The 18,573-nt window shown below is 74.8% G+C and carries 20 protein-coding genes; 5 read left to right on the top strand and 15 right to left on the bottom strand.

Annotated features, from left to right (window positions below; translation table 11 throughout):
* The first annotated feature begins 10 nt into the window (after positions 1-10).
* Positions 11-751 (top strand): class I SAM-dependent methyltransferase, encoded by a 741-nt coding sequence (locus I8N68_RS13375; protein ID WP_200210252.1) that lies wholly within the window; start codon positions 11-13, stop codon positions 749-751.
* Positions 752-788: 37 nt separating this feature from the next.
* On the opposite strand, the gene I8N68_RS13370 is transcribed toward I8N68_RS13375, so the two are convergent.
* The 7 genes from I8N68_RS13370 to I8N68_RS13340 form a co-directional block, all read right to left on the bottom strand.
* Positions 789-1,547, bottom strand: a complete 759-nt coding sequence (locus tag I8N68_RS13370; protein WP_200210251.1) for a type III pantothenate kinase — start codon at positions 1,545-1,547, stop codon at positions 789-791.
* Positions 1,548-1,579: 32 nt separating this feature from the next.
* Positions 1,580-2,476, bottom strand: coding sequence for a carboxylating nicotinate-nucleotide diphosphorylase (gene nadC, locus I8N68_RS13365; protein ID WP_200210250.1), 897 nt, complete (start codon positions 2,474-2,476; stop codon positions 1,580-1,582).
* Between the two features lie 55 nt (positions 2,477-2,531).
* Complete coding sequence (locus I8N68_RS13360; protein WP_200210249.1) at positions 2,532-4,226, bottom strand: L-aspartate oxidase; 1,695 nt, start codon at positions 4,224-4,226, stop codon at positions 2,532-2,534.
* A gap of 61 nt (positions 4,227-4,287) precedes the next feature.
* On the bottom strand, positions 4,288-5,184 hold the full coding sequence (locus I8N68_RS13355) for a septum formation family protein (protein WP_200210248.1): 897 nt from the start codon (positions 5,182-5,184) through the stop codon (positions 4,288-4,290).
* Between the two features lie 103 nt (positions 5,185-5,287).
* Positions 5,288-5,707 carry an aspartate 1-decarboxylase gene (gene panD, locus I8N68_RS13350; protein ID WP_200210247.1) on the bottom strand — a complete coding sequence of 140 codons (420 nt, stop codon included), beginning with the start codon at positions 5,705-5,707 and terminating at the stop codon, positions 5,288-5,290.
* A gap of 34 nt (positions 5,708-5,741) precedes the next feature.
* The gene (gene panC / locus I8N68_RS13345) at positions 5,742-6,584 is read right to left on the bottom strand and encodes a pantoate--beta-alanine ligase (RefSeq protein WP_200210246.1); all 843 of its coding nucleotides are present in this window, start codon (positions 6,582-6,584) and stop codon (positions 5,742-5,744) included.
* Positions 6,581-7,558: a Rossmann-like and DUF2520 domain-containing protein gene (locus tag I8N68_RS13340; RefSeq protein WP_200210245.1), complete on the bottom strand. Its 978-nt coding sequence runs from the start codon at positions 7,556-7,558 to the stop codon at positions 6,581-6,583. Before I8N68_RS13340 ends, panC begins: the two co-directional genes overlap by 4 nt.
* Before the next feature lie 98 nt (positions 7,559-7,656).
* On the opposite strand from I8N68_RS13340, the gene I8N68_RS13335 reads away from it, so the two are divergent.
* The 3 genes from I8N68_RS13335 to I8N68_RS13325 all read left to right on the top strand — a co-directional run bounded on the left by I8N68_RS13335 (position 7,657) and on the right by I8N68_RS13325 (position 10,173).
* The gene (locus tag I8N68_RS13335) at positions 7,657-7,857 is read left to right on the top strand and encodes a hypothetical protein (protein WP_200210244.1); all 201 of its coding nucleotides are present in this window, start codon (positions 7,657-7,659) and stop codon (positions 7,855-7,857) included.
* Positions 7,858-7,889: 32 nt separating this feature from the next.
* Entirely contained in the window at positions 7,890-8,915 is a 1,026-nt protein-coding gene (locus I8N68_RS13330) for an SAM-dependent methyltransferase (protein ID WP_200210330.1), read from the top strand.
* 88 nt (positions 8,916-9,003) lie between these two features.
* On the top strand, positions 9,004-10,173 hold the full coding sequence (locus I8N68_RS13325; RefSeq protein ID WP_200210243.1) for an NADH-quinone oxidoreductase subunit D: 1,170 nt from the start codon (positions 9,004-9,006) through the stop codon (positions 10,171-10,173).
* 13 nt (positions 10,174-10,186) lie between these two features.
* On the opposite strand, the gene I8N68_RS13320 is transcribed toward I8N68_RS13325, so the two are convergent.
* From I8N68_RS13320 to I8N68_RS13305, 4 genes are all read right to left on the bottom strand, one after another.
* Positions 10,187-11,929 carry a hypothetical protein gene (locus tag I8N68_RS13320; protein WP_200210242.1) on the bottom strand — a complete coding sequence of 581 codons (1,743 nt, stop codon included), beginning with the start codon at positions 11,927-11,929 and terminating at the stop codon, positions 10,187-10,189.
* A 137-nt stretch (positions 11,930-12,066) separates the two neighbouring features.
* Positions 12,067-13,071, bottom strand: a complete 1,005-nt coding sequence (locus tag I8N68_RS13315) for a glycine betaine ABC transporter substrate-binding protein (protein ID WP_200210241.1) — start codon at positions 13,069-13,071, stop codon at positions 12,067-12,069.
* A 191-nt stretch (positions 13,072-13,262) separates the two neighbouring features.
* Entirely contained in the window at positions 13,263-13,988 is a 726-nt protein-coding gene (locus I8N68_RS13310; protein WP_200210240.1) for an ABC transporter permease, read from the bottom strand.
* Positions 13,989-14,043: 55 nt separating this feature from the next.
* Complete coding sequence (locus I8N68_RS13305) at positions 14,044-14,730, bottom strand: ABC transporter permease (RefSeq protein WP_200210239.1); 687 nt, start codon at positions 14,728-14,730, stop codon at positions 14,044-14,046.
* A gap of 2 nt (positions 14,731-14,732) precedes the next feature.
* Here I8N68_RS13305 and I8N68_RS13300 point away from each other — a divergent pair, with 2 nt between their 5' ends.
* Positions 14,733-15,734 (top strand): ABC transporter ATP-binding protein, encoded by a 1,002-nt coding sequence (locus I8N68_RS13300; protein ID WP_200210238.1) that lies wholly within the window; start codon positions 14,733-14,735, stop codon positions 15,732-15,734.
* A gap of 37 nt (positions 15,735-15,771) precedes the next feature.
* Here the strand turns inward: I8N68_RS13300 and I8N68_RS13295 are convergent, their stop codons facing one another.
* From I8N68_RS13295 to I8N68_RS13280, 4 genes are all read right to left on the bottom strand, one after another.
* Complete coding sequence (locus I8N68_RS13295) at positions 15,772-16,272, bottom strand: hypothetical protein (protein WP_200210237.1); 501 nt, start codon at positions 16,270-16,272, stop codon at positions 15,772-15,774.
* A gap of 86 nt (positions 16,273-16,358) precedes the next feature.
* The gene (locus I8N68_RS13290) at positions 16,359-16,661 is read right to left on the bottom strand and encodes a hypothetical protein (RefSeq protein ID WP_200210236.1); all 303 of its coding nucleotides are present in this window, start codon (positions 16,659-16,661) and stop codon (positions 16,359-16,361) included.
* A gap of 73 nt (positions 16,662-16,734) precedes the next feature.
* A complete protein-coding gene (locus I8N68_RS13285; RefSeq protein ID WP_200210235.1) occupies positions 16,735-17,955 on the bottom strand; it encodes an ABC transporter permease in 1,221 nt (406 codons plus the stop codon).
* A 117-nt stretch (positions 17,956-18,072) separates the two neighbouring features.
* Positions 18,073-18,561, bottom strand: a complete 489-nt coding sequence (locus I8N68_RS13280; protein ID WP_200210329.1) for a DUF3180 domain-containing protein — start codon at positions 18,559-18,561, stop codon at positions 18,073-18,075.
* Positions 18,562-18,573: the final 12 nt, after the last annotated feature.

Raw genomic sequence — 18,573 nt, 5'->3', positions numbered from 1 at the left:
CCTGCCCGCCATGACCGACCCCACTCAGGCGCTCTCGTTCGGCGTCGCCGCCGCCGAGTACGACCGGTTCCGCCCCCGCTATCCGCACGAGGCGGTGCGCTGGGCGCTGGCGGGCGTCGACGCCCCGGCCCGGGTCGTCGACCTGGGCGCCGGCACCGGCATCCTCAGCCGCGCGATCCTCGGCCTCGGCCACCAGGTGCTTGCGGTGGAGCCCGACCCGGGGATGCGGGCCCAACTGGACGCCGTGACGCCCGGCGTCACCGCGCTGACGGGCAGCGCCGAGGAGGTGCCGCTGCCGGACGGGTCGGTGGACGCGGTGCTGGTCGGGCAGGCCTACCACTGGTTCGACAAGGAGCGGGCGCACGCCGAGGTCGGCCGGCTGATCCGGACGGGCGGGACGTTCGCCCCGATCTGGAACACCCGGGACAACAGCGTGGCCTGGGTGGCCGAGCTGGAGCGGATTGCCGACCTGCGGGACCACGCCGGCAACCTGGTGGAGAAGGTCACCGGCTTCGGCCCCGACTTCGACGCCGTCGAGCTGGGCGAGTTCGCGCACCGGACCACGCTCACGCCGGACGAGGTGGTCGGCATGCTGCGCACCCGGTCGTACTACCTGACCGCCGCGCCGCAGGAGCAGCAGCGCGTCGACCGGGAGCTGCGGGAACTCTTCGCCACCCACCCGGACCTGGCCGGCCGGGAGACCGTCGAGCTGCCGTACCGGACGCTGGTCTTCCGGGCGCGGCGGCGCTGACGGCAGCCGCGGCGCTCGACCCCGGCGGCGGTCGGGGTCAGTTGTTGCGCTCGTAGACCATCCGCAGGCCGATCAGGGTGATCATCGGCTCGTGGTGGGTGATCGTCCGGCACTCGCCGATCACCACCGAGGCCAGGCCGCCGGTCGCGATCACCGCCTTCACCTCGCCCAGCTCCTCGGTCATCCGCTCGACGATCCGGTCCACCTGCCCGGCGAAGCCGAAGTAGAGGCCGGACTGGAGGCACTCCACGGTGTTCTTGCCGATCACCGAGCGGGGCTTGGTCGCCTCCACCTTGCGCAGCTGGGCGGCCCGGGCGGCGAGCGCGTCGAAGGAGATCTCGATGCCCGGCGCGAACGCGCCACCGAGGAACTCGCCCCGGCCGCTGATCACGTCGAAGTTGGTGGTGGTGCCGAAGTCCACCACGATCGACGGTCCGCCGTAGAGGGTGTACGCGGCCAGGGTGTTGACCACCCGGTCCGAGCCGACCTCCTTGGGGTTGTCGATGGCGAGCTGCACCCCGGTCCGCACCCCGGGCTCGACGATCACGCTGGGCAGGTCGGCGTAGTAGCGGGCCAGCATGTTCCGCAGCGAACGCAGCGCGGCCGGCACCGTCGAGCAGGCGGCCACCCCGGTGATCTCCACGGCGTCACCGGCCAGCAGCCCCCGGAACATCAGACCGAGCTCGTCCGCCGTGGAACGGGCATCGGTCTTGATCCGCCAGGAGTGCACCAGCTTGTCGCCGTCGAAGGTCGCCAGCACGGTGTTGGTGTTTCCGATGTCGATGCAGAGCAGCACGCACGCAGCCTAGACGCCGCGACTGCCCACCCTCACTCCTCCCGGAGGTCCAGGGCGATGTCCAGGATCGGCGACGAATGGGTCAGCGCGCCCACCGAGATGAAATCGACGCCGGTCGCGCCGTACTCGGCGGCCACCGGCAGGGTCAGCCCACCGGTCGCCTCCAGCTCGGCCCGGTCCCCCACCGCCGCGACCACCTCGCGCAGCTGCGCCGGGGTCATGTTGTCCAGCAGCAGGAAGCCCGCCCCCGCCTCGACGGCCTCCACCGCCTCGGCGAGGGTGTCCACCTCCACCTGCACCGGCACGTCCGGGAAGGCCTCCCGGACCCGGCGGTAGGCGGCCGCGATCCCGCCGGCGGCGACCTTGTGGTTGTCCTTGATCATCGCGACGTCGTGCAGGCCCATCCGCTTGTTGGTGCCGCCGCCCGCGCGGACCGCGTACTTCTCCAGCAGCCGCAGGCCGGGCGTGGTCTTGCGGGTGTCCAGCACCATCGCCCTGGTGCCGGCCAGGGCGTCCGCCCAGGCCCGGGTGTGGGTGGCCACCCCGGACATCCGGCAGAGCAGGTTCAGCGCCGTCCGCTCGGCGGTGAGCAGCAGCCGGGTCGGGCCGGTCACCGTCGCCAGCACATCGCCGCGCGCCACCCGCTGCCCGTCGTGGGCCACCAGCGACACCTCGACCGTACGGTCCGACCCGGTCACCTCGCCCACCAGCTCGAACACCGCGGCGGCCACGGCCAGCCCGGCCACCACCCCGTCGGCGCGGGCCACCAGGTCGGCGGTGTCGTTCTGCGCGTCCGGGATGGTGGCGACGCTGGTCACGTCGAGGAAGTCCGGGCCCAGGTCCTCGGTGAGCGCGTCGACGATCACCCGCCGGACCCGCGCCGGGTCCAGGCCGCCGTCCTGCAACGCCCCTGCCGTCGACTCCCTCACTGGCACCCCCCGGTTCGCGACTGCCGGGCTCGCAAGATCGGCTTACTCCTCGCGCTCACGCGGACTCCTCCCACTCGGACGTCAACCTGCCCTGCGCCCCGACCGCCGCGACCAGGTGGCCCCGCCACCGCTCGTCGGCCGTCGGGAAGTCCTCCCGCCAGTGGCAACCCCGGGTCTCCTGACGCGCGGACGCGGCGGCCACCAGCGTCGACGCCACGGTGAGCAGGTTGGTCGCCTCCCAGTCGGCGGTGCGCGGCACGCCCCGCCCCAGCCCCAGCTCGGCCAGGGCCGCGGCGGTGCCGGCGAGGGTCTCCGCCGAGCGGAGCACGCCCGCACCCCGGGTCATCGCCCGCTGCAGGGCCGGCGTGCCCTCGGCCGGTACCACCCAGCCACCGCCGCCCACCCAGGCGCCGGTCTCCGCCGGCCGGGCCTGCTCGGGCAGACCGGCGGCGATGTCCTCGGCGATCCGGCGGGAGAAGACCAGCCCCTCCAGCAGCGAGTTGCTCGCCAGCCGGTTCGCGCCGTGCACGCCGGTGCAGGCGACCTCGCCACAGGCGTACAGGCCGGGGATGGAGGTGCGGCCGTGCAGGTCGGTGCGGACGCCGCCGGAGGCGTAGTGGGCGGCCGGGGCGACCGGGATCAGGTCGGTGGCCGGGTCCACGCCGATGGCCAGGCAGGACGCCACGATGGTCGGGAAGCGCCCGGCGAGGAAGTCCCCGCCCAGGTGCCGGGCGTCCAGGTAGACGTGGTCCGCGCCGGTGGCCATCAGCACCCGGTGGATGCCCTTCGCCACCACGTCCCGGGGGGCCAGCTCGGCCAGCTCGTGCTGGCCGACCATGAACCGCTTGCCGTCGGCGTCGACCAGGTGGGCGCCCTCCCCGCGCAACGCCTCGGAGACCAGTGGCTGCTGGGCCCGGGTGGCACCGGGCACGCCCGCCCCGGGCGGGGTGATCAGCGCCGTCGGGTGGAACTGGACGAACTCCACGTCGGTGACCGCCGCGCCGGCCCGCAGGGCCAGGGCGACACCGTCACCGGTGGAGACGGCCGGGTTGGTGGTGGCCGCGAAGACCTGCCCCATGCCGCCGGTGGCCAGCACCACCGCCCGGGCCAGCAGCGCCCCGACGCCGTCCTCGCTGCCCTCGCCGAGCACGTGCAGGGTGATTCCGCAGGCCGGGCCGAGCCCATCGGGGCCGTCGCCCGGAGCCCGGAGCAGATCCAGCACCAGGGCGTGCTCGACCAGCCGGATCCACGGGTCCCGCCGGACCGCCGCGTGCAGCGCCCGCTGCACCTCCGCCCCGGTGGCGTCACCACCGGCGTGCACGATCCGGTCGGCCCGGTGGCCGCCCTCCCGGGTGAGCATCAACGAGCCGTCCGGGTTCCGGTCGAACTCGGCGCCGATCCGCATCAGCTCGCGCAGTCGGGTCGGCCCCTCCTCCACCAGGACCCGGACCGCGGCCGGGTCGCAGAGGCCGACGCCGGCGACCTCCGTGTCGTACGCGTGGGCGGCCGGAGTGTCCGCCGGGTCGAGCACGGCGGCGATGCCGCCCTGCGCCCAGCGGGTCGAGCCGTCGTCGATGTTGACCTTGGTAACCACGGTGACGTGCAGCCCCGTCTCCCGCAGGTGCAGGGCGGCGGTCAGGCCGGCGACCCCGGAGCCCACGACGATCACGTCGGTGGTCTCCACCCAGCCCGGTGCGGGCGCGGCCAGCAGCCTGGGCAGATCCGGCAGGTCGACGGTCGGAAGGTCCATGAGCACAGTCAACCCGAAGGTCCCTCATCCCGGGCGGCGGGGGCGGGACGAGTGGTTTGGACTACCGCGTCCGGACCGGCAGCCCGGCCGGCCCGGCGCGCTTCAGCGAGGCGGTGACCGTACGGTCGCTGAGCCACAGGTAACAGCGGACGCCCCGGTCGCCCACGGTCCAGCGCCCCGCGGCGGGCGGGCGGACCACCACGCCGCTGCGGAACCGCAGGATCGGGTCGTCGGGTACGCCGACGTACCGGGCGAGGACCGTGCCGCAGCCGGTGTAAAAGGGCGCCCAGTCGGCGTCCTTCCTCGGGTACGGGCGGTCCGGTGCCCGCCACACCCCGACGAACTCGGCGTCGTGGCTCGTCGCGCAGGCGACCGGGGTCAGGGTGCGGACGCCCCGGCCGTCGGCGCCGCCGGTCCGCTGGCAGCCCAGCCGCAGCGCGGACGCGCCCTTCAGCGCATCCCGCAGGCTGCCCGTCCGGGTGACCACCGCGGCCTTCGCCTCCACCGTGCTCAGCTCGGCCAGGTCGCACCGGTACCAGCGGGAGCCGGCCGCCCAGCCGGGCGCCGAGGGGACCGCCACGGCCAGCCGCAGCCGGCCGGCCCGCCAGTCGTCGCCGACGTAACCGCTGGCCCGGGTGTCACAGTCGGCGAAGGCCCCGCGCAGCTCGGCCGAGCCGACGGCCGGCGGCGCCGACGGTGCGCCGGGGAAGGTTCCCACGTGCACGGTCTCCACCCGGTGCGGCAGGTCGCACCCCACCGGCTCGTAGGCGGCCAGGGCGAGCGTGCCACCCGGATCGGTGACCTGGCAGACCCCGGCCGCCGGGGTGAACGCGGCAGCGGCCGGCAGCGCCGCCCAGTCGTCCGTGAGATCCCCGTCGAGCCCCCGGCTCGCGGCGCACCCGCCCAGCAGGCTCCCCGCGACCAACGCGGCGACCAGCGTCCCCATCGCTCGGCGCATCGCGGCCTCCCCCAGCCGACGACCGTCACACCGACGGCGCGATCAGGGTAACCAGAAATGACCTTCCGGTGACAGAGCGCACACCCGCCGATGGCGGGTGGGGTCAGGCGGCCAGGGGGTTGGGGATGGGGTTGCCGGCGGTGCCGGGGGCGGCGGTGGTGGGGTCCGTGGTGCGGTCGACGATCTTGTTGGACGCGTCGACATGGACGACCTTGGGCCGGTAGGCGCGGGCCTCGGCGTCGTCCATCTGGCCGTACGAGATGAGGATGACCAGGTCGCCCGGGTGTACCAGGTGCGCGGCGGCGCCGTTGATGCCGATCACGCCACTGCCCCGCTCGCCCGGGATCACGTACGTCTCCAGCCGCGCCCCGTTGGTGATGTCCACGATCGCCACCTGCTCGCCAGGGATCAGGTCGGCCGCGTCGAGCAGCTCCTCGTCCACGGTCACCGAGCCGACGTAGTGCAGGTCGGCCTGGGTCACCGTGGCGCGGTGGATCTTCGACTTGAGCATGGTCCGGAACATCGGGCGCCTTTCCGCGGGGTGTGGTGGTGGGTGGTCAGGAACGGGGGGCGAGCGGGACCGCCATGTTGTCGATCAGGCGGGTGCCGCCGACCCAGGCGGCGATCAGCAGCCGTGCCGGGCCGGACACCGGCCCCGGCTCCAGATCGGCATCGGTCAGCACCAGGTAGTCCAGCCGGGCACCCGACGGGTCGAAGGCCCGATGGGCGGCGGCCAGCACCGCGCCGGCGTCCCCGCCCTCCTCGGCGGCGGCCACCCCGGCCCGCAGCGCGGCCGACAGGCCCAGCGCGGTCCGCCGCTCCGCCGGGGAGAGGTAACGGTTCCGGCTGGACAGCGCCAGCCCGTCCGGCTCCCGAACCGTCGGCACGCCGACCACCTCGACCGGCACGTCCAGGTCCCGCACCATCCGCCGGACCAGGGTCAGCTGCTGGTAGTCCTTCTCGCCGAAGAAGGCCAGGTCGGGGCCGGTGAGCTGGAGCAGCTTCATGACCACGGTGAGCACCCCGTGGAAGAAGCCCGGCCGGCTCAGGCCCTCCAGGTCCTCGCCCAGCGGGCCCGGGTTGAGCCGCACCGTCGGCTCGCCGTCCGGGTACATGTCGGCCACCGAGGGGGCGAAGACCACGTCCACGCCGGCCCGCCGGCAGATCTCCAGGTCCGCGTCGAGGGTGCGCGGGTACCGGTCGAAATCCTCGTTCGGGCCGAACTGCAGCGGGTTCACGAAGATCGTGACGATCACCTGGTCGGCCCGCTCCCGGGCGGCCCGGAGCAGCGTCTCGTGCCCGGAGTGCAGCGCGCCCATGGTCATCACCACGCCGACGGTGCCCTTGAGCCCGTCCCGCGCCGCCGCCAGCTCCCCGCGCGAGTGCACCAGCTCGGTCATGCGGCCACCTCCCGATGGATCCCACTCAGCACGTCCAGCAGCGACTCCGCGTCCACCGGGCGCAACCGACCGGCCGCGATGGCCCGGTCCGCGGTCCGTCGGGCCAACGCCAGATACGGGGGCACAGATTCCGGCGCGGTCGCCGCCAGCCGGTCCAGGTGCCGGCGTACGGTGCCCGCGTCGCCCCGGGACACCGGGCCGGTCAGCGCGTCGTCGCCGAGCCGCAGGGCGTTCTCCAGGGCCGCGCGCAGCAGCGGGGCGAGGACCTTCTCCGGCCGGTCCACCCCGGCGTCGCGCAGCCGGTCGGCCGCCTCGTTGACCAGGGTGACCAGGTGGTTGGCGCCGTGCGCCAGGGCCGCGTGGTAGAGCGCCCGATCCGTCTCGCCGATCCACTCCGGCACCCCGCCCAGGTCGGCAACCAGCCGGGCGGCGAACGCACGCAGCTCCGCCGGGGCGGTCACCCCGTACGAGATGCCGGGCAGGCGGGACAGGTCGTCCGGCGTACCGGTGAAGGTCATCGCCGGGTGCAGCGCGAGCGGCCGGGCGCCGACCGCGGCGGCCGGAGCGAGAACGGCCAGCCCATGCGCGCCGGAGGTGTGCGCGACCACCTGGCCGGGGCGCAGCGCCCGGGTCTCGGCCAGCCCGGCGACCACGCCGGCCAGCGCGTCGTCCGGCACGGCCACGATCAGCAGGTCGGTGGCGGCGTGGGCGACCGAGGTCGCGGAACGGTTCGGCGTCTCCGGGAGCAGCAGCGCCATCCGGGCCTTCACGGCGCCGGAGATGCCGGAGGCGGCGACCACCCGGTGCCCGGCGGCGGCGAGCGCCGCGCCCAGCACCGCACCGACGCGACCGGCGCCGATCACGCCGACGGTGAGGGTGCGGGGAAAGACCAACGGGGCGCCGGCAGAGGCGCCACCCGACGGTACGGCGGGCCCGTGCGGGGCGGCCGGACGCGGACGCAGCGGTGCGCTCATGGCAATCGATCCAGTCCTACGAGTGGGTACCGGTCGACCGCAAGTATGCGCCGGGGTTACGGAACCAGAACAAGCATGTGTGAAATCCTTCACCGGGGGTGGCAGAGGGGTTTCAACGGTCGCTCGGGGACGTCAGCCACGAGTCGGGCGAGTTCGTGGAACTGGGCGAGGATCTTGCGGGCTTCCGGGCGGCGGTGGCAGCAATCGCGGCCCGGTCCGGCCGGCCCGGCCCCGACGTCGACGCGGAACCGCCGGACGGGTGCGTCGAGATCTACCCAGCCCGTACGGTCGGCGGGTGACCTCCACCGACCGGCTGCCCTGGCGGGTGGCGATGGACCGGGCGCTCTACGGGCCGGGTGGCTTCTTCGTCTCCGGGGCGGGCCCGGCCGCCCACTTCCGCACCAGCGTGCACGCCTCCCCGGTGTTCGCCGCCACCCTGTTCCGCCTCCTCACCCGCGTCGACGCGGCCCTCGGGCACCCTGCTCGACTGGACGTCGTGGACGTGGGCGCTGGTCGGGGTGAACTCCTCCGGGCGTTGTCGGCCCTGGCCGCTGCCCGACCGCCCCTCACCGCCCGGCTTCGACTCACTGCCGTCGAGCGGGCAGTCCCGCCGGAGGACCTGCCAGAAGAGATCGAGTGGTCGGATCAGATCCCGAGCGGGATCACCGGGCTGCTGATCGCCACCGAGTGGCTCGACAACGTCCCGCTGGACGTCGCCGTCCGGACCAGGGACGGCTGGCGTTACCTGCTGGTGGACCCGGCCACCGGCGAGGAGTCGGTCGGCGACCGGGTGAGCCTTGCCGACGGGGACTGGCTGGCCAGGTGGTGGCCGACCGCAACGGGCGAGGCCGGCTCGACCGGGTCGGGCGGTCCGGAACCCCTCGCCGCAATCAGCGCGCGGGCCGAGATCGGCCGGACCCGGGACGAAGCCTGGGCCGATGCCGTCAAGCACGTCGACCGGGGGCTGGCGTTGGCCGTGGACTACGGGCACCTCCGGGAGGAGCGGCCGGTGGACGGGACCCTCACCGGGTACCGGGCCGGGCGGCAGGTTGCGCCGGTGCCGGACGGATCGTGTGACATCACCGCCCACGTGGCCGTGGACTCGATCGCCTTCGCCGGTGAGCGGGTCGCCCGGTGTGCGTACTCCTTGATCTCGCAGCGGGAGGGGCTGCGGGCGTTCGGGGCCGACGGCGGGCGACCACCGCTGAGGCTGGCCGCAGAGGATCCCGCCGGGTACGTCCGCGCGCTCGCCGCCGCCTCGACGGTGGCCGAGCTGACCGACCCGGCCGGGCTCGGCGGGCACTGGTGGCTGCGCCAACCGGTCAGCGTCGGACCGGACGCACTCATGGCGCGATGACTCGGGCAAGAGCCATCCGGAACGAGAGCACCCGCCCTGGCCCGCACGAGCTGCAGGGCGGATACCGACAACCGCCGCTCATGGCACGATGACGGGCATGACCACGGACGCCGGCGACCTCCGCGAACTGACCGTCGGCACCGGCGCGGGCGGCGAGCAGCTCGGCACCGACATGGTGCTCAACATCGGCCCGCAGCACCCGTCCACGCACGGCGTGCTCCGGCTGAAGCTGGTGCTCGACGGCGAGCGGGTGGTCTCCGCCGAGCCGATCGTCGGCTACATGCACCGGGGCGCCGAGAAGCTCTTCGAGGTCCGGGACTACCGGCAGATCATCGTGCTGGCCAACCGGCACGACTGGCTGTCGGCGTTCTCGAACGAGCTGGGCGTGGTGCTCGCCGTCGAACGGCTGATGGGCATGGAGGTGCCGGAGCGGGCCACCTGGCTGCGGATGGCCCTCGCCGAGCTGAACCGGGTGCTCAACCATCTGATGTTCCTCGGCTCGTACCCGCTGGAGATCGGCGCGATCACCCCGGTCTTCTACGCGTTCCGGGAACGGGAGACCATCCAGGCGGTGATGGAGGAGGTCTCCGGCGGCCGGATCCACTACATGTTCAACCGGGTCGGCGGCCTCAAGGAGGAGGTGCCGGCCGGCTGGACCGGCCGGGCCCGCGCCGCGATCGGTGAGGTACGCCGCCGGCTGCCCGACCTGGACCACCTCATCCGGCGCAACGAGATCTTCCTGGCCCGCACCGTCGGGGTGGGCGTGCTCTCGGCCGCCGACGCTGCCGCGTTCGGCGCGTCCGGGCCGGTCGCCCGGGCCTCCGGGCTCGACCTCGACCTGCGCCGGGACGAGCCCTACCTGGCGTACGACCAGCTCGACGTGCCGGTGGTCACCAAGACCGCCGGCGACTGCCACGCCCGGTTCGAGGTGCTGCTCGACCAGGTGTACGTCTCGCTCGACCTCGCCGAGCAGTGCCTGGACCGGGTGGACCAGCTCACCGGGCCGGTGAACACCCGGCTACCGAAGGTGGTCAAGGCGCCCGAGGGGCACACCTACGCGTGGACCGAGAACCCGCTCGGCATCAACGGCTACTACCTGGTGTCCCGGGGCGAGAAGACGCCGTGGCGGCTCAAGTTGCGCACCGCCTCGTACGCCAACGTGCAGGCGCTCGCGACGCTGCTCCCCGGCTGCCTGGTGCCGGACCTGATCGCCATCCTCGGCTCGATGTTCTTCGTGGTCGGCGACATCGACAAGTAGCCGCCCTCGGCGGTCAGCGCCAGCGGTCGGCCGAGCGGGCCGCGCCGGCGCGGGGCACGTCGTCCTGCGGCGGGTAGCCGTACCGGTGGTCCTCGCCCCGCGGCCGGCCGTACCGGGCCGGCTCGGGCTCGGCCGCCCGCCACTCGCCCGCCGGCGGCGCGGTGCGCTGCGTCGGGGGACGCCACTCGTCGGGTACGGGCACCCCACCGGCCGGGAGCGCCGGGCGGCTCTCCTCGGCCCAGCCGCCGCCACCCCGGCCGGGCTCGGCGTCCCGCTCCTGGTCGCGGCGGGGCTCGCCCCGGCGTACCGAGGCCCAGCGGTCCTCCACCCGGTACTCGGTGCCGGCGCCGTCGGCGTGCACCGCGGCCCGCCGCTCGCCGACCCGCACCTCGCGGCCGTGCTCGTCGTCGCGCACCGAGGCCCAGCGGTCCCCGGCGCGCAGCTCCGACCAGTAGTCGCCGTCCGGGTCGTCCGAGGCCGGGGCGGCGGCCCGACCGGGCTGCTCCGACGGCGTCCAGGCGGGTGCCTCCGGTGCGTACGGGTCGGCCTGGCCGGCCCAGGAGCGGTCGTCACGGGGCCCGCCCTGCCCGGCCCAGGACCGGTCGTCGCGCGGTCCGCCGTGGCCGCCGCCCGGCCACTCCCGCTCGTCGCGCGGTGCGCCCTGGCCAGCGGACCAGCCCCGGTCGTCGCGTGCTGCGCCCGCGCGGTCGTCCCGCGGCGCGGCGGACCAGCGGGGATCGTCGGTCGGGGCGTCCGACCAGGACCGGTCGTCCCGGGGCGTCCCCTGCCCGGCCCAGGCGTACGCCTCGCGGGCGCCGGACTGGGCCGGCCGGGCCCGGTCGTCGCCCGACCAGCCACGGTCGTCCTCCGGCTCACGGTGACCGGCCCACGAGCGGTCCTCCGGCTCCGCGCCGCCCCAGGCCCGCTCCTCGGGAGCCGGCGACCACCGGCCGGCGTAGCCGCCGCCGTAGCGGTTGCCGGCCACCGGCTCGGCGCCGTCGACGATCGTGTGCCGGGTGACGTGCACCGTCTCGGTGTGGTGGACCACCCCGACCTGGCGCGGGGCCGGTTCCGGGCGGGCGTCCGGCTCGGCCGCGCGCGGCGCGCCGTACACGCCGGCGGCGGGCCGCTCGGCGAAGCCGCCCGGACGGTCCGCGCCGTGGCCGGCGGCGTAGTGGCCGGCGGGCTGGGGACGGCGGGTCGCCTGCTCCTCGTCGCGGCGGTCGCCGCTTGCGGACTGTCCCCAACCCGTCGGGGCCTCGTCCGGGGCGGCGTACCGGCTCGCGGCCGGCGCGGCGTCGTACGGTTCGGGGGCCGGCACCCGGGCGCGGCCGGCCGGCTCGTCGACCTCCTGCGCGGTGATGCCCGCAGCAGCGGCGATGCCGGCGGCCGCCGTGTCCAGCCGCCGGCGCAACGCGGCGACCTGCTCGTGGACGCGCTGGGCCTGGTCGAGCGCCTGGTTGCCGCGCTGGGCGGCGGCCACGATCTCGCCGCGCAACTCCCGGCGCAGCTGCTCGATCTCGTCGCGCAGCTGCTCGGAACCCGCCGGACCACCGCCGTCCGCGCGCAGCGCGATCGAGAGGCCGATCAGCACCACGGCGAGGATGGCCAGCACGGCACCGAAGCGCAGCGGGCCGTTACCGTCGGCGACGAGGAGTATGAGCGCCGCCATGGGCGCGAGCCCGACACCGATCCAGAACAGGACGGTGAGCAGCGAGGACGTGCGCTTATCGGCGGGGGCAACCGGGGCGGGCATGGCTGTGCAGAGTACCGAGAGTTCTGCCGGCAGGGAACGGGCCGAAAGCACCGATGTGGCCGGAGTTCCGCAGCTTTGACGGCGACCGCGGCCGGCCGCCGCCGGGCCCAGGTGCGGCCTGGCGGCGGCCGGTGGGATCAGCTGGCGGCGAGCGCCCCGTCCGAGGAGAAGACCAGGCCCACGCTGGCCTGGCCGGTCTTCAGGGCGTTCTTGGTCTGCGGACCACCGGCGTCCAGGGAGCTGAACGAGCCGGCCTTGAAGTTGTAGACCTGCACCAGGCCGGCCTGGCACTTCGGCCGCTGCGGGCACTCCGGCGGGCCGGCCAGCACGGTGGCCTGGCCGGAGCATTTGCTCGCCAGGTCGGAAAGGGTGGCGAGCTGGTACTTGTCGGCGAAGGCCTTGGTGACGGCGAAGGCGTTCTGGTCCTGCGCGGCGGACGGCTTGCCGAAGGTGATGCCGGCCTTGTCGCCCTCCGCCTTCAGCGCGGTGACCGTCTTGTCCAGGTCGGGCGCGGAGACCGGCTGGGCGTCCTTGCCGTTGGCCTTGGTGTTGAGGAACTCGGCCATGGTGGCCGCGTACTCCGGGACGACCTGGATCTCGCCCTTGGCCAGGGCCGGCTCGTAGAGCTCCCGGTTGCCGATCGTCTGCACCTTGACCTGGTAACCGGCCGCGGTGAGCGCGATCTTGTAGAGCTCGGCGATGGTCTGGCTCTCGCTGAAGTTGCCCGCGCCCACCGTGACCGCGCCGCCCGGACCCTTCTCGATGCCCTCGGTCAGGTCGTTGGAGTCCGCGAACTCCTTCGCCGCGACCTGCGGGGTCTGGCGCTCGACGTCGACGGACTTGTTCAGCTCGACCAGCTTCGGCGTGTCCAGCTTCTCGGAGACCTTGTCCAGCGCGGCGACGAGCTGCGGGCTGGCCGCCTTCGCATTGATCGCCGGGATGACGTTGTCGGTGTTCTGGAGCTTCTTGTCGTCGGTGAGGACGACCAACTGGTCACCCTTGACCGGGGCGCAACCGGCCCCGGCGGCGCCCTTGTCAGGCGCCTCGGTGCCGGACGAACCGCCCTTGCCACAGCCGGTGAGGAGCCCGGCCGCGGTCAGGGCGCCGACCGCCCCGATGGCCAGGCGTGTACGTGCGCGCATCAATGCCCGCCTTCCGTGTCCCGGCGCGGCCCTTCCGGGCCGGCCGCGTGTCCGACGGGCGATCGGTCCACTGATACGCCCGCAAGGTCCACCCAACATCTTGCCGGGGGGTACCGACAACATGTGGCGACCTTCGTCACCGGATCGTCATGGGCTCCTCCCGGTGGGCGCCGTCCGGGTGTACCGGCGGATCAGTCGCCACCGGCGACGGCGGCCGCCGCCCGGCGGTCCGCGCCTGTGCGGGCCCGACGCAGCGGGCGCGGGGTGACCACCCGCTCGACCAGCGCGAGCAGCAGCTCGACCAGCACGGCGAGCCCGGCCACCAGCACGCCCCCGGCGATGATCTGGCCGCCGCCGGCCGCGATGTCCAGCCCGAAACCGGCCCGGATGATCTGCCCCAGCCCGCCGCCGTTGACGAACGAGGCCAGCGCCGCGGTGGCCACCACCTGCACGGCGGCGGTCCGGAAGCCGGCTGCCAGGTACGGCACCGCCAGCGGCAGCTCCACCCGGCGCAGCAGCTGCCCGCCGGAGAGCCCCATCCCGCGTGCCGCGTCCCGGGCCTCCGGGTCGGCCTGCCGCACGCCGGTGTACGCGTTGGCCAGCAGCGGCGGCACCGCGAAGACGGCCAGCGCGACCACCACCGAGGGCCGCCCGAAGCCGAGGAAGGTCAGCGGCAGGATGGTCAGCAGGGCCAGGGTCGGGATGGCCAGGGTGACGTTGGAGATCAGCAGCACCGCGCCACCGCCCCGGCCGCTGTGCCCGAGCCACAACCCGATCGGCCAGGCCACCAGGCAGCCGAGCAGCACCGCCGCCGCGGACATGCTGAGGTGCTCGCCGAGCCGGTCCAGGATGCCACCCGGGTTGGTCCAGTTCAGCGGGTCGTTCAGCCAGCGCACGGCCTGTTCGATGGCGTTCATCGGGCCGACCTCTCGTTCGCGACTGCGCGGCGCCGCTGCGCCGCACTGCTCGCGCTCACCCGGCCCGCCCGCGCAGCCACGGGGTGAGCAGCCGCCCGACCCCGGCCAGGACCAGGTCCAGCACCAGCGCGAGCAGGACGCAGAGCACCGTGCCGGTCATGATCTGCGCCTTGTAGAAGTTGTTCTGGAAGCCGGCGAAGATCAGCTGGCCGAGGCCGCCGCGACCGACGACCACGCCGACGGTGACCAGGGCCACCGTGGAGACGGTGGCCAACCGCAGGCCGGTGAGGATGCCGGGCAGGGCCAGCGGCAGCTCGATCCGGAACAGCCGGCCCCAGCGGCCGTACCCCATCCCCTCGGCGGCCTCGCGGACCTCGGGAGGCACCTGGGTCAACCCGGCCACCGCGTTGCGGACGATCACCAGCAGCGCGTACAGCACCACCACGCTGAGCACGGTGATCACGCCGATGCCCAGGTAGGGCGCGAGGAAGGCGAACAGCGCCAGCGAGGGGATGGTGTACAGCACCCCGGTCAGCGCCAGGATCGGCCCGGCCAGCGACCGGAACCAGTAGGCGGCCACCGCCAGCGGCAGCGCCACCACCGTCGCGATCAGCACCGCCCGGGCGGTCAGCGACGCGTGCTCACGCAGCGCGGCGAGGATCGTGTCAGAGTTGTCCCGCACGTACTGCCAGGAGAACCACGGGTTCTCCGGCTCGGCCCGGTAGCTCAGGTGGAGGGACACAGGTGGACGTTACCCCGGAGGCCGGCGGCGACGCCGGACACGGCGCGGCCTCGATCACCCTGGAGGGCATCCGCAAGCGCTACCCGGACGGAACCGAGGCCGTGCGGGAGCTGAGCCTCGAGGTCAAGGCCGGGGAGCTGGCGGTGCTGATCGGCCCGTCCGGCTGCGGCAAGTCCACCGTGCTGCGGATGATCAACCGGTTGATCGAGCCGACCGACGGCCGGATCCTGCTCGGCGACGACGACGTCACCCGGGTCGACCCGGTCGGGCTGCGCCGCCGCATCGGGTACGTGATCCAGAACGTCGGTCTCTTTCCGCACCAGACGGTCAGCGCGAACGTGGCGACCGTGCCCGGCCTGCTCGGCTGGCCCCGGGACCGCACCCGCCGCCGGGTCGACGAGCTGCTGGAGCTGGTCGGTCTCGACCCGGCCCAGTTCGGCCGCCGCTACCCGCACGAGCTCTCCGGCGGGCAGCGGCAGCGCGTCGGGGTCGCCCGGGCACTCGCCGCCGACCCGGTGGTGCTGCTGATGGACGAGCCGTTCTCCGCCGTCGACCCGATCGTCCGGACCCGGCTCCAGGAGGAGTTCCTCCGGCTTCAGGCCGAGGTCCGCAAGACCATCGTGCTGGTCACCCACGATCTGGACGAGGCGGTCCGGCTGGGCGACCGGATCGCGGTGCTCTCCCAGGGCGGCCATCTGGAGCAGTACGACACCCCGGCCGCCATCCTCGGCACGCCCGCCTCGCCGTTCGTCCGCGAGTTCGTCGGCGCCGACCGGGGGATCCGCCGGCTGGCCGTCACCCCGGTCACCCGGGAGGTGCTCGACCCGCTCCCCGCGGACGGCGGGGCGGAGCTGCCGGCGGTGCCGCTGGGCGGGTCGGCGTACGACGCGCTGGGCGCGCTGCTCACCTCGGCCGCCGAGCACGCCGTGGTCACCGAGGACGGGCAGCCGGTCGGGCTGCTCAGCCGGGAGCGGGTGCTCGGCCTGGGAGCTACGGTGGGCTGACCCCCACCGCCCGGCCGCGCCACCACCCGGCCGCGCCTCAGGCGCGGCCGCCGAGGCTGGCGGTCCCGATGATCCAGCCGGCGAAGAGGCCGTACGTGGCGCCCGTGCTCGCCGCCTGGAAGGCCGCGAGCAGCGACCCGTCCGGTCCGAGGAGCGCGGCGAGCAGCCCGGTGAACCCGGCCGCCAGGACGTACGCGGCCCAGCCGGAGAGGAACTGGCTGACCGAACCCTGCACCCGGGCCGCCTGCGCGGCGGGCAGCAGGTAGAGCAGGACCGCGGCCAGGATGACCATCAGGATGGCCCGCAGGTCGGTGGCGAACACGCCCTGCGCCGGATCGTCCGAGTGCAGCCGCCAGGCCGGCCAGGCCAGCAGGCGCAGGAACCAGCCGCCGGCGCCGTTCGGGTCGGTGTGGTCCTGGACCCAACTGACGTACGCGGGACTGCCGCAGACGCCGACCAGGAGCAGCGCGGCCAGGGTGCCGGTGCCCGCGGCGGTGCCGTACCCGCTGCCGGTCTGGGGGCGGTTGGTGAGGGCCATGGGGCGGTCAGTTCCCGGCCCGCGCCGCCGGGCAAACCTGCGCGCACGGGCCACCGCCGCCAGCCGGCGGGCAGCCGCCGGACGGGTCAGTGCTTCAGCAGGTAGTCGATGAAGGCGGCGCGCAGCAGCGGCGCGGCCTCCTCGTAGCCGTGTCCGGTCAGCTCGCGCCAGAGCGCCGACGCCTCGTCGATGATCGGCCCGATCGAGTTGGGCGCCCCGTCCAGCACGGCGGCCTCGTCCGCGTTCGGCAGGTGCCGCAGCACCGTCCAGAAGAAGTTGACGTCGTGCCGCTCCCGGGCCAGGGCGAACGCCTGCTCGCGCAGCTCCTCGGTGGAGAGCTGGTCGAGCTGGTCGAAGGTACGGCCGCCGGTGGCAGGAGATTCGGTCATGCCGCCGAGCCTAACCGGCGAGATCAGGGTCAGGCCCGCCGGACGGGCCGCCCTCGCCGACGGGTCGGCGCGGTCAGCGGTCGTCGGCGTCCCAGCGCTGCGGGCCGGTCTCCCAGCGGTGCGCCTCCCAGGGGTCGGCCGTGGTCTCGGCGGCCTGCACGGGCAGCACGCCCGGCCAGGTGTCGACCGGGCCGGACCGGGACACCGCCCAGCCCGTGCTGATCGTGCCGTCCCCGGCCGGCATCCGCTCGGCCGCCTCGCCGGTGGGCGTCCGGGGGCGACCGAGCGCCTCGACCAGTCGGGTGATCAACAGCCCGCCGCCGAGCGCGGCCCCGCCGACCGCCCACCGGCTGATCGTCCAGCCGCGGGCCTGCGCCCAGGCGAGGAAGACCACCACCAGACTGACCGCGAGCAGGGTGCCGAAGATCCCGCCGCGCCGGCCGTACGCGCTGGTGCCGGCGAGCATCGCCGTGCCGATCGCCAGCACCGACCAGTCCAGCCCGCTGGTGGGCGCCACCGGGCCGGTCCCGTTGGCGGCGATCAGCACCCCGGCGAGCATGGCCAGCACGCTGGAGCCGACCAGCGCCAGGCCGGTCACCAACGCGGCGACGGTGCCCCGCCGCGTGGCCGGGTCGGCGACCGGCCGGAACCGACCGACCAGCCGACGGATCGCCTTGACCGCGCCGAACAGGCCGCCCAGTACGGCGACCGCGGCGAAGCCGGCGAAGAGGTTGACGGCGGTGTCCCGCGGGTCGTACGTGCCCTGGACCGCGACCGGGGTGGACCGCTGCTCGATGTACACGATCACCCCGGCGGCGCCGGCCAGGCTCGCCGCCCACCCGGGCACGTGCAGCACCACCACCGCGAGGGCCAGGGCCGCACCGCCCAGGGCGGCCACCGTCAGCGCCGGCAGGAGCGCCTCCCGCAGGCCCCGGTCGCCCTGCTCGGCGACGTGCAGGGCGGCGGCCACGGCGACCGGACCGACCGCCAGGTTGACCGCGGCGGCGCGCAGGCTCAGCCCGGCGGCGAGGGCCAGCAGGCCGAGCGCGACCGCGTCGACCAGCAACGACTTCAGGCCGTCGCCGCGCACCGCGTCGGCGTCCTCCCGCCAGAGCAGGAAGCCGAGCCCCGCCAGCCCGACCAGCAGCAGGACCTCCCAGACCACGTGCACGGCGATCCGGTCCCGGCCGGGCTCGCCGTGCAGTGGGTCGTCGAAGACGTTCTCCAGCACGGCGGCGGGCACGCCCGACGACGGCTCCGCCGGCGCATCCCGGCCCATCTCGTCGTACGCCATGGCCCGCGCCTCCCACGTCGCCGGCCGTCCCGTCCGACGCGCGGCGGACCGGCGGCGGCCGTTGCTTCCGGTCGCCAGGCACGGTACCTGCGGGCGCGGGTGGTGGGAACCCCCTGATCAGAGGCGGCCGCGAGGAGTCTCCCGGTCGCCGGGCTCGCGGTCCTCGTCGTCCTCCTGCTCCGGTACCCGGCAGGCTCGCTCCAGCCAGAGCGCGGCGGCGACCAGGGCGAGCGAGACGAGCAGCCCGGCCCCCGCGGCCGGCCGGTCGCCGACGGCGGCCTCGGTCCGCTCGATGAGGAGCCAGCCGGTCAGCCCCGCGTAGAAGCCGGCGAAGATCGCCCCGGCCAGCGCGGATGCCTTGGCCAGCACCACGAACCGGGCGACCAGCAGCGGGTTGACCGGCTCCCGGCCGGGCCGGCGCTCGATCCGGCCGCGGGTGTTGACCGCCGCGTAGGCCTCCAGCACGGCCAGGCCGGCCAGCGTGACCACCGGCAGCCAGGGCAGGTCCGGCGCGACGTCGTAGTAGAGCCTGCTGATCAGCAGCCAGGCCACCGCGGCGGCGGCGAGGGCGGCCACCACCAGCGTGGAGATCCGGGTCGGGCCCATCCGGAACCGGTC

Origin of the sequence: Micromonospora coerulea (genome assembly GCF_016598485.1) — a bacterium.
Lineage (GTDB): Bacteria > Actinomycetota > Actinomycetes > Mycobacteriales > Micromonosporaceae > Micromonospora > Micromonospora coerulea.
Note: the sequence above shows the minus strand (reverse complement) of the source record. Positions and strands in the feature narration are given on the sequence as shown.